This window comes from Chitinimonas sp. (assembly GCF_041904975.1).
Taxonomy (GTDB): Bacteria; Pseudomonadota; Gammaproteobacteria; order Burkholderiales; family Chitinimonadaceae; genus Chitinimonas.
Map to the genome: position 1 here is coordinate 1 of NZ_JAYRLZ010000166.1, position 9,508 is coordinate 9,508.

General features: G+C 60.1%; 9 protein-coding genes. 7 read left to right on the forward strand and 2 right to left on the reverse strand.

Translation table 11 applies throughout. The annotated features are described in order from the left end of the window. The 4 genes from ACE3OH_RS14760 to ACE3OH_RS14775 form a co-directional block, all read left to right on the forward strand. The coding region (locus ACE3OH_RS14760; RefSeq protein WP_374354408.1) for a MotA/TolQ/ExbB proton channel family protein at positions 1–276 on the forward strand (276 nt) is incomplete at its 5' end. A 200-nt stretch (positions 277–476) separates the two neighbouring features. Then, positions 477–1,220 (forward strand): lysophospholipid acyltransferase family protein, encoded by a 744-nt coding sequence (locus tag ACE3OH_RS14765; protein WP_374354411.1) that lies wholly within the window; start codon positions 477–479, stop codon positions 1,218–1,220. A gap of 121 nt (positions 1,221–1,341) precedes the next feature. Next, positions 1,342–3,840 (forward strand): DNA translocase FtsK, encoded by a 2,499-nt coding sequence (locus tag ACE3OH_RS14770; RefSeq protein WP_374354414.1) that lies wholly within the window; start codon positions 1,342–1,344, stop codon positions 3,838–3,840. 68 nt (positions 3,841–3,908) lie between these two features. Then, positions 3,909–4,496: a hypothetical protein gene (locus ACE3OH_RS14775; RefSeq protein ID WP_374354417.1), complete on the forward strand. Its 588-nt coding sequence runs from the start codon at positions 3,909–3,911 to the stop codon at positions 4,494–4,496. 7 nt (positions 4,497–4,503) lie between these two features. On the opposite strand, the gene ACE3OH_RS14780 is transcribed toward ACE3OH_RS14775, so the two are convergent. After that, positions 4,504–6,414, reverse strand: a complete 1,911-nt coding sequence (locus tag ACE3OH_RS14780; RefSeq protein ID WP_374354423.1) for a right-handed parallel beta-helix repeat-containing protein — start codon at positions 6,412–6,414, stop codon at positions 4,504–4,506. Positions 6,415–6,596: 182 nt separating this feature from the next. Between ACE3OH_RS14780 and ACE3OH_RS14785 the strand changes: the two genes are divergently transcribed. The 3 genes from ACE3OH_RS14785 to ACE3OH_RS14795 are packed head-to-tail and all read left to right on the forward strand — an operon-like array spanning position 6,597 to position 8,920. Next, positions 6,597–7,274 carry a DUF4431 domain-containing protein gene (locus ACE3OH_RS14785; protein WP_374354427.1) on the forward strand — a complete coding sequence of 226 codons (678 nt, stop codon included), beginning with the start codon at positions 6,597–6,599 and terminating at the stop codon, positions 7,272–7,274. 23 nt (positions 7,275–7,297) lie between these two features. Beyond that, complete coding sequence (locus ACE3OH_RS14790; RefSeq protein ID WP_374354430.1) at positions 7,298–8,083, forward strand: substrate-binding periplasmic protein; 786 nt, start codon at positions 7,298–7,300, stop codon at positions 8,081–8,083. 51 nt (positions 8,084–8,134) lie between these two features. Further along, positions 8,135–8,920 carry a hypothetical protein gene (locus ACE3OH_RS14795; protein WP_374354433.1) on the forward strand — a complete coding sequence of 262 codons (786 nt, stop codon included), beginning with the start codon at positions 8,135–8,137 and terminating at the stop codon, positions 8,918–8,920. An 18-nt stretch (positions 8,921–8,938) separates the two neighbouring features. Here ACE3OH_RS14795 and ACE3OH_RS14800 read toward each other — a convergent pair. Further along, on the reverse strand, positions 8,939–9,508 hold a 570-nt coding region (locus ACE3OH_RS14800; RefSeq protein WP_374354436.1), incomplete at its 5' end, for a HupE/UreJ family protein.

Here is a 9,508-nt window from a genome sequence, read left to right on the forward strand (position 1 = left end):
ATCGGCATTCTCGGCGCGGTAATGGGGCTGATCCATGTGATGGAAAACCTGTCCGACCCCTCCAAGCTCGGTGCCGGCATCGCGGTGGCCTTTGTCGCCACCATCTATGGGGTGGGTTCGGCCAATCTGTTCTTTCTGCCCATCTCCAACAAATTGCGCCAGGTGATTGCCATCGAGGTCAAGCGACGCGACATGATCGTCGAGGGCCTGGTCGGCATTGCGCACGGAGAGAACCCGCGCATTATCGAGAGCAAGCTGCGCGGCTTTATCGTGTAGCGCAGTTCAAGCTGGCTCCTGCGCAATGTAAACCCGAACATCTGTAGACACAGAGTTCACTGAGCACACAGAGCACACGGAGACCACCTGGGTAGACTTCGCCTTTCTCCGTGTGCTCTGTGTTCTCCCTGTTCTCTGTGTCTGCAGGTTTTGCCTTCTGCACCGTTTTCACGGACGCGTCTACAGAGAAAGCCGGCCCGATGATTGCGCTATTGCGCCTGCTCTGGCGCCTTGTCGCCCTGCTCGACTTCCTGCTGTTCACCGCCTTGATGCTGCTGCTCGCGGCCTTGCCCCGCCCCTGGGTGCGTGCTGCCTATCGCCGGGTATTGCGCCCCTGGTGTCGCAGCTTTGTGCGCGCACTCGGCGTGAAACTGGCGCTGCATCAGCATTATCGCGGCGCCCTGCCTGCGCACTATGTGCTGATCGCCAACCACCCCTCGGCGTTTGAAGATATCGGCATACCGGCGCTGTTTCCGGTGCGCTCGCTCGCCAAGGCAGAGGTGGCGGACTGGTGGATTGTCGGCCGGGTGGCAGTGGCGGCCGACACCCTGTTCGTGCAGCGCGAATCGTCGGCTTCGCGCAAGGCCGCCACCGAAGCCTTGATCGAGGCCGCCCGCCAGGGCAGCAATCTGGCGCTGTATCCCGAGGGCGGCTGCAAGGGCCGGCGCCTGGCCGGGCGTTTTTTCAACGGCGCCTTTATCGCCAGCATGGAGAGCGGCGTGCCCATCTTGCCGGTGTTTCTGCACTACCACGCTCAAGAGACCTTCGAGTGGGGCGATCAGCATCTGCTGCTCAAGCTGTGGCAAATCGCCACCGCCGCCAACCCGCAGGTCGATTACCACGTGTTCGAGCCTATCGACCCACGCCATTTCAGCTCGGCCGAAGCGATGAAGGACCACGCCTATCGGCTGTACCAAGGCTGGCAGCGGCGCTTTCTCGAATAAGCTGCTCGCGTGCCGGACACACCACAAGGCTGTTGTGCTAAAGCCGGCACAGTGACATCGTCATCAAACCAGCCGAAGTGAGCAGGCTATAATCGGCCCGGTCCATCGTCAGGTCGTGTCCATGCTGTTTTCCCGCCGCCCCAAAAATATTCCCAATGCCTCGAAACGCGATGCCAATCCGCTGCCGCAGCCGATTGCCGCAGTGCTGCGCGAGAGCTGGTGGCTGGCAGCCGTGGTCGCGGGTCTTTATCTGGTGATCATTCTGGCCAGCTACCATCCGGGCGACCCGGGCTGGTCGCATGACGCCACCCGTGCCGCCATCCACAACAAGGGCGGCAGCTTCGGCGCCTGGCTGGCCGATGTATTGCTGTATCTATTCGGCTTTTCTGCCTGGTGGTGGGTGGTGTTCTGCCTGGCCGCCATCCTGTGGGGCTATCGGCGCTTGGAAAAAGTGCAGGGCAACCACCGGCTCGCCATTGTCGCCATGTCCGGATTCATGATGCTGATCCTGTCCAGCTGTAGCCTGGAAGCGTTGCGCCTGGGTAGCTGGCAGATTGCGCTGCCCTATGTGCCCGGCGGCATGCTGGGCCTGGCGCTGGGTGGCTGGCTCTACCATGTACTGGGCTTTACCGGCGCCACCTTGATCCTGCTCGCCGTGTTCGCCATCGGCCTGTCGCTGTTCGTCGGGCTGTCCTGGCTGAACCTGATGGAAACGGTGGGCGGCTGGCTGGAAGATCGCTTCATCAAGCTTTTCAGCCTCTACCAGGCCCGCCAGGATCGCAAGATCGGCGAAGAAGCGGCCAGTGCCCGCGAAGCGCGAGTAACTGTCGAGAAACAGAAGTTCGAAGACGCACCTGCTTTACGCATTGAAGAGCCGACGCTAGACATCCCCCCGGCCAAGTCCATCCTGCGCGAAATCGAGCAAGAACAAAAAGCCGCCGAAAAAGCGCGCATCGCCGAGGCGCAAGCCAGCCTGTTCGAAGACGATGAGCTGCCACCTTGGAATGATGTCGAAGACGATGTGCCGCCGGCACAGCCGCAGCCGCATCAAGCGGCGCCGCTGGCGCCGGTCAAACCGAAGACCGTCAGCAAGAAAACGCCGCCGCTGGTGCAATCCGGTCGCGCCGAATTGCCCAGCATCACCCTGCTGGCGCCTCCCCCTTCCACCCAGGAAGTGGTCAGCCACGAAACGCTGGAATACACCTCGCGCCTGATCGAGCGCAAGCTGGCCGACTTCGGCGTGGAAGTGAAAGTGGTGGCGGCCTACCCCGGCCCGGTGATTACCCGCTACGAGATCGAGCCGGCCACCGGGGTGAAGGGCAGCCAGATCGTCAATCTGATGAAGGATCTGGCGCGCGCCCTGAGCCTGGTATCGATCCGGGTGGTGGAGACCATCCCCGGCAAGACCTATATGGGCCTGGAGCTACCGAATCCGAAGCGGCAGATCGTGCGCCTGTCGGAGATCCTCGGCTCGCAGCTCTACGACGATGCCGGCTCGCTGCTGACCATGGCACTGGGCAAGGACATCTCCGGCAAGCCGGTGGTGGCCGACTTGGCCAAGGCACCGCATATGCTGGTGGCCGGCACCACCGGCTCGGGTAAATCGGTGGCGATGAACGCCATCATCCTGTCGTTTCTGTACAAGGCCACGCCCGAGGAAGTGCGCCTGATCATGGTCGACCCGAAGATGCTGGAGTTGAGCATCTACGAAGGCATCCCGCACCTGCTGGCCCCGGTGGTCACCGATATGAAGCATGCCGCCAATGCGCTCAACTGGTGCGTGGCGGAAATGGAAAAGCGCTACCGCCTGATGAGCGCCATGGGGGTGCGCAATCTGTCGGGCTACAACCAGAAGCTGAAAGAGGCGGAAAAGCGCGGCGAGAAGCCGGTCAACCCGTTCAGCCTGACCCCGGACAATCCGGAACCCTTGACCACCCTGCCCTTGATCGTGGTGCTGATCGACGAGCTGGCCGACTTGATGATGGTGGCCGGCAAACAGGTGGAGCAGCTGATCGCCCGGCTGGCACAAAAGGCCCGCGCCGCCGGCATCCACCTGATCCTCGCCACCCAGCGGCCGTCGGTCGATGTGATCACCGGCCTGATCAAGGCCAATATCCCCACCCGCTGCGCATTCCAGGTCAGCAGCAAGATCGACAGCCGCACCATTTTGGACCAGATGGGCGCCGAGGCCCTGCTCGGCCAGGGCGACGGCCTGTTCCTGCCTCCGGGCAGCGGTTATCCGCAGCGTATTCACGGCGCCTTCGTGGCCGATGAAGAAGTGCACGCGGTGGTGGAATTTTTGAAGAGCCAGGGCGAGCCTGACTATATCGAGGGCATCCTCACCGGCCAAGTGGAAGGCATGGGCGGCGAAGCTGGCGGCGGTGAATTCAGCCTCACCGGCGGCGGCGCCGCTGGCAACGAAGGCGACGATCTGTATGACCAGGCAGTGTCTTTCGTGCTGAAAAGCCGCAAGGCATCGATTTCGGCGGTGCAGCGCCAGCTGCGCATCGGCTACAACCGCGCCGCCCGCCTGATCGAACAGATGGAACAGGCCGGCCTGGTCAGCCCGATGGAAACCAATGGCAATCGCACGGTACTTGTACCGGCACGCGAGGAATAGCGCACAGGCAGCCCGATTGCGCATTACCATGCCGGCCTGCCCTGCCAATCCATACAGACCCATCAACCATGACCGACAATCTCTACGCCCCACCGAAATCCGATCCCGGCAGCTATGCCGAAACCAGCGCGAATGGTGGTTTCTATGTGGTATCGCCGAAGAAGTTCGCCGTACTGTTTTTCGCCACCCTGGGTGCTTATCAGCTCTACTGGTTTTTTCGAAACTGGAAGGCGTATCGAGCCAATAGCGGTGAATCGGTCTGGCCTGTTCCACGCGCCTTCTTTTCGATTTTCTTTACCCATTCGCTGATGCGTAAAGTGCATGCCCAGCTCAGCCGCGTTAGCCCGAGCTGGTCGGATGACCCGCGCAAGCTGGCTACACCCATCGTGATCCTGACCATCGTATCGATGCTGATTTCGAACAAGAATACCGATTCGGTGTATTCCGATCTGCTGACGCTGGTGTTTCTGCTGCCGCAGTATCTGCTGTTCTCTCGCGCCCAGGCTGCCATCAATACTGCCAGCGGCGACGCAGAGGGTCACACCAATAGCCGCTTCAGCGTGGCTAACTATATCTGGATCGTGCTGGGCGCCCTGCTCTGGGCTCTGTATGCATGGGCCATGGTAGAAAGCTATCTGGGCAAGGCGGCAGGCTAGCGGCGCCTTAGTAGCCATCGGCCAATACAGCAGGCATCCAGCGCGCCAACTCGCCCAGATCGAGCACCTGTCCGCCCGATGCGCTGCCAAGGTAATAGGCATGACCATTTGCTACCGCCAGATAGGCGCCGGTCTGGCCGTAGTGGCGGTAGTAATAGTCAGCCAGCACAGCGCTTGGCCCGTCTGGCTTACCGAAAAGCCCAAGGTAGCTGCGCTCGGCCCAGTTGAATAGCCGGTCGGCCTGTGTATTGGGCCCGGCGGCCACTGCGCCTATGGTGGTGGCGCTGGCGGCGCCCAGCCGATCGTAAGCAGCAGTAGCGGCGCTGCTTACCGCCTTGCCGGCCAGGGGTGAGCCCGGCAGCGGCAGCAGCGCATTGATCGCGCTACTGCCTGTCGCGGCCAGGCTGCGGCCATCGATGTCACCCAGCGCTACCGGTGCGGCAGCAAATGGCGCCGCCGCAGGCACTGTCGATGCACTGCCCTCGGGCAAGTTGCTGCATCCTGATGCGGGCAGGCCGGCATTGCCGTTCCACCAGTAATTGCCATTCATGGCAAGACTGGCTTGACCGTCGATCACATTCAATGGGCAAGGCAGTGTACTGCTGCTGCCGATCACCTTCCCGAAGCTGCCGGCTGCCGAGGCAAACAGATTGTTGACCACGGTAAGGCGGGCACTCTGCAGGGGCTTGCCGACCGGTGCCGGTGCAGTGGAGCCCACCCCCCAGCACGGGTTGACAGTGACATAGTCAGACTGTGCCGGGTCCCACCATTGGCAGTCGCTGCCCGCCCCTTCGGCAGCGCCAAGTACCACGCTATCGTGCACCCGGATGGCATCGCCGCCATTCACCGTGCCGCCGGCACTGGGCACCACGTAGGCAGCGGTAAACAGGATGCTATTGTTGATGGCGGTGCAATCGCTGCAGCCGGAAAACTCCAGCGCCGCCTCGCGCGCATCGATGATCAGGTTATTGCGGGCAATCAGGCGGCTGGCCTCGTAGTTCCATAGCCCATCGGCCGAGAAGTAATAGCTGGCATCGGTATTCTCCCCCCCGAGCTCCACCCGCCTTACCCGGTAGAAGGTATTGCTGTCGAACAGGATATCGGTCGCACCGCCCTTGGCTTCGATACCCTGTCCGCCGCCAGTGTGGCTGATCACATTGCGACAGAAGGCGGCGCGATGCACGCCGACATTGTCGATGCCATGGCGCGAAGTCTGCCTCACACCATTGTCGAGCACCCACAGGTCTTGTACCTGATTGAACTTCATACCGTCGAGCGACTGGCCTTCGCTGGTCTCGGCGTCTTTTTCATTGGTCTCAAACAGATTCTGGATGGTGGTGCGCCGCACCACCAGATGGTGCGAGGGCAGATAGCGACCATAAATGCTGTAATCCAGAACGCCGCCGACCACGGCGCTGCGCCGCGCATCGATCGCTTCGCCGGCGATATGCACGCCGGCCGCTGCCTGCAAAGGCTGCGGATCAGCATGGCGCCGACCATCCCAGGCGCCAACCTCGCGTGGACCAATGGTTACACCATCAATTGCCACAAAGGCGACGCCGAGCAGGTTCAAACCCTGGCCCAGTTGCGTTGCATTGGGGCGGCTATCGCTGGCGACCAGATACACCGGCGTAGCGGCAGTGCGCTGCAGCCGCTGCACGAAAACTTCTGCGCCCAGATTGTCGGCATACAAGCCCGGCGCCAGGCGAATGCGTACCGGTACCGTAGCAAGCTCACGGGCCTGGGCGAAGGCCTGGCGTATTCCTCGGGTCCCCTCGGCCGGAGCCACATCGATATTGGTCCAGGCAGATTCTGCAATCTGATCAACGAACAATGGGTCATGACACGCTGGCGCAGCAGCAAGCACCTCGAAACTCGCCAATAGCATCAGCAAGCAGCAGTGTACCCGGCGCTTCATGTCTCCCTCCTTTGCACCTCAGCCCAGAAAAAGCCGGTTGCCTATCAGCTTCGTCACCTTGGCTAGCATAGGCTGGCAAGCCCATTTGCGCCCACTGGCTTATGATGTGCGGCCGATGGTTGCCATTTACCGTTGCCCCCACTGGCGCTATGGTCACAAGCTGACGACACAGGACACGCCCGATGACCAACAGACAAAACAGAGGGCCGATGCAGGTATTGGTGCTGCTAGCGCTTTGGCCATGGGTCAGTGGCATTGCAGCCAGCTTCGACTGCCAAAAGGCTCGCTCCCCGGCGGAAAAGCTGATCTGCCAAGATAGCGAGCTTTCCCGCCTCGATGAGGAACTATCTGGACTGTATCAATTGGTCAAACGCCAAGTGGGCGACAGCAAGGCATTCCAGCAGCAAACCCGCGCGAGTTGGAAGCAGCGAGAGCAATGTACGGACAAGGCCTGCCTGCAGGACTGGTACCGGCGCCAGCAAGCCAACCTGAGCCGGCAAATCGGCGCACCTTGCCTCAGCTACCGTCAACCGGTCGCCCTCAGTGGCAAGCTGCAGCGCCTGACTTTTGCCGGCCCTCCCAATTTCGAAAGCGTTGCTCGGGGCGATGCCGCCGAGACCGGCTTCTACCTGAAACTAGGGCAGCCGGTATGCACCACCGGCAATCCGGATGACGACGAGATGTATCTGCCTCAACGAGGCGTGGCCTTGGTACAGCTGGTACTCGATACCCAAGGCTATGCCGCCCTACGCCCCTACCTCGATCAGTCGATCAGCCTGCAGGGCAGGCTGTTTGCACAGCATACCGGCCACCACCACGCCCCATTGTTGTTGGAGTCAGTGACGCTCGGCAAGCCATAGACTAGACTTTTCTGGTCGGCGGCATGCTGCCTTTGCAGAGCGAGGTCGCCAGCCTGTTCACCAATACTTCTGGGGCCCTGATGACACACATCGGCAAATCTTGGCTGGCAAGGCTGTGTGTCCTGCTACTGGCAGGCGTGTCGCACATACCAATCTGGGCGGCGCCACTTGAGGTCTATGTCAACGAGGTCGAACCCTACACCCTGACCAAGGACCCTGCCCGACGTGGGCTCCAAGTGGAAATCATGGAGGAGGTATCGCGTCGCACCGGCTTGCCGATGAATATCAAGTCGGTACCCTATGCCCGTCTCGACTTTGTGCTGAAAAACCAGGTGGCCGATGTCGCCGCCCACTTTCCCGATGGCATGGAGCAATGCTGTGTTGATCTGGGCCTGTTGATCAGCTTCAAGTCGCAAATATTGAGCATGGCCGGCGCGCCCATTACCAGCATCAGCCAATTGCAGGGCAAAACCCTTGGCATGCCACGCGGTGCATTTTTTGATGACCGGGTAAACAAAGACCCGCAGATTCGCCTGTATGAAATCGTCGATCCGTTTCAAGGCATCAAGATGATGCAAGGCGGCAGAATGGATGCATTGGTGTCTTCGCACTATATCCAGGTACATGCCATGCGGCTGAACAATATCTCCCGCTCGGAATTCGCCCCACCGCTGGTGATAGGTGAAAAGTCGTATAACCTTTACGCGCGCAACAGTCTGCCCGAGGGCATCAGTCAAAAAATCCGCAACACCTTGGCCGATTTGTACAAATCCGGCGCAATCCGCGAAATCATCAAGAAGTATGAATAAATACGCACCACCAATCTCGACGATTCCGTCTAACCCAAATAAATAGCCCAGATGCACACACTCATCAAATCGCTCGCCCAGTTCAATTATTTCTGGGCGGCGGTGCTATGGCTGCCCTTGGCTGCAGTCGCTCAGGTACAGGGTCAGTTACGCAATCGCAGCGTATTGATACCGCTCTTGCTAAGCCTGTGCGCCGGCCTTTATTCCGCCAAGCTGAGCCTGTTCAATCCCGGTGCCATGCGGCTGGACATGGTGGTATTGCTGCCGCTGCTTGCCATTGTCGGCGCCATTTGCGGCCTCGATCTTGTCCGGGATGAACTAAAAACACTGGGGAGGCTGTGCCTGAGCGTATCCATTCTGACCATACCGGTGATATTGGGTACAGCCTATGAGGCATCCGTCAGCACATCCGAGATTCAAAATAAAAATCGGCGGCAATTTGAAGCCGCGTTTAGCAACCAACAAGCAGAATATAATTATTTCGGCAAAATCGACAGTAGCAGCCACCCCTGGTCGGCCTATTACTATTGCGACAACATGCAGGATGATCGCTATCGCCATTTGATCATCAATGACCAGGGAAAATTCTGGCTATATGGTGATTGGCTTTCGCCGACCATCGGCAATGCTACGACTGCCCCCGCTAACCCGCAGGCGTTTATCGGCAGTACCGATCCGCGCATGGGGTCCATTACGGAAATCGCTTTGACCCGTAGTAGTCCGGGTGAAGTCGTTGCACGCATCTCGGTGGGCAAACCCGCCCATATCACTACGGCGACCTTCCGGATAAAACAGCCGCCGCGTTTTCCCAAGGCGGCGGCTGATATGCCGCGCTGAGCGGCGTAAGGTGCGGCTTTAAAACGGCAACAAACGCATATCGAATGCCCGCTCGCCAAACCAGCCCAGCGATATCAGCGCGATGGCGAACGAGCCACCTTGCAGCACAAAGCGCCGATACAGCAATTGCTGGCGCAACCAGAAGGCCAGTGGCAAGAATCCGACCACGATGGCCAATTGACCCAGCTCGACACCGAGATTGAAGCCAAACAGCGAAGCAAGCAAAGAGCCGCGCCCCAGATCCAGCTCGGCCAGCGCACTGGCAAAGCCGAAGCCGTGAATCAGGCCGAAGGCAAAGGTCACCAGCCAGCGCCGGCGATGTACCAGCGGGTAGAGATTATTCAAGGCAGCCAGCAGGACTGACACCGCAATGGCCGACTCCACCAGACGCGAGGGCAGGCGCACGATATCGAGTGCCGCAAGGCATAAGGTGATCGAATGAGCGACGGTAAAGGCGGTGACGATGCCGATCGCGTCTTTCAATACTGGCTTCAATGCATCAGCTGGCTGCCAGCCCGCCGCCCGGCCAGATTGCGGCACCAGGATCATCACGGCAGGTATCAGCAAGGAAATCAGGAACAGGATATG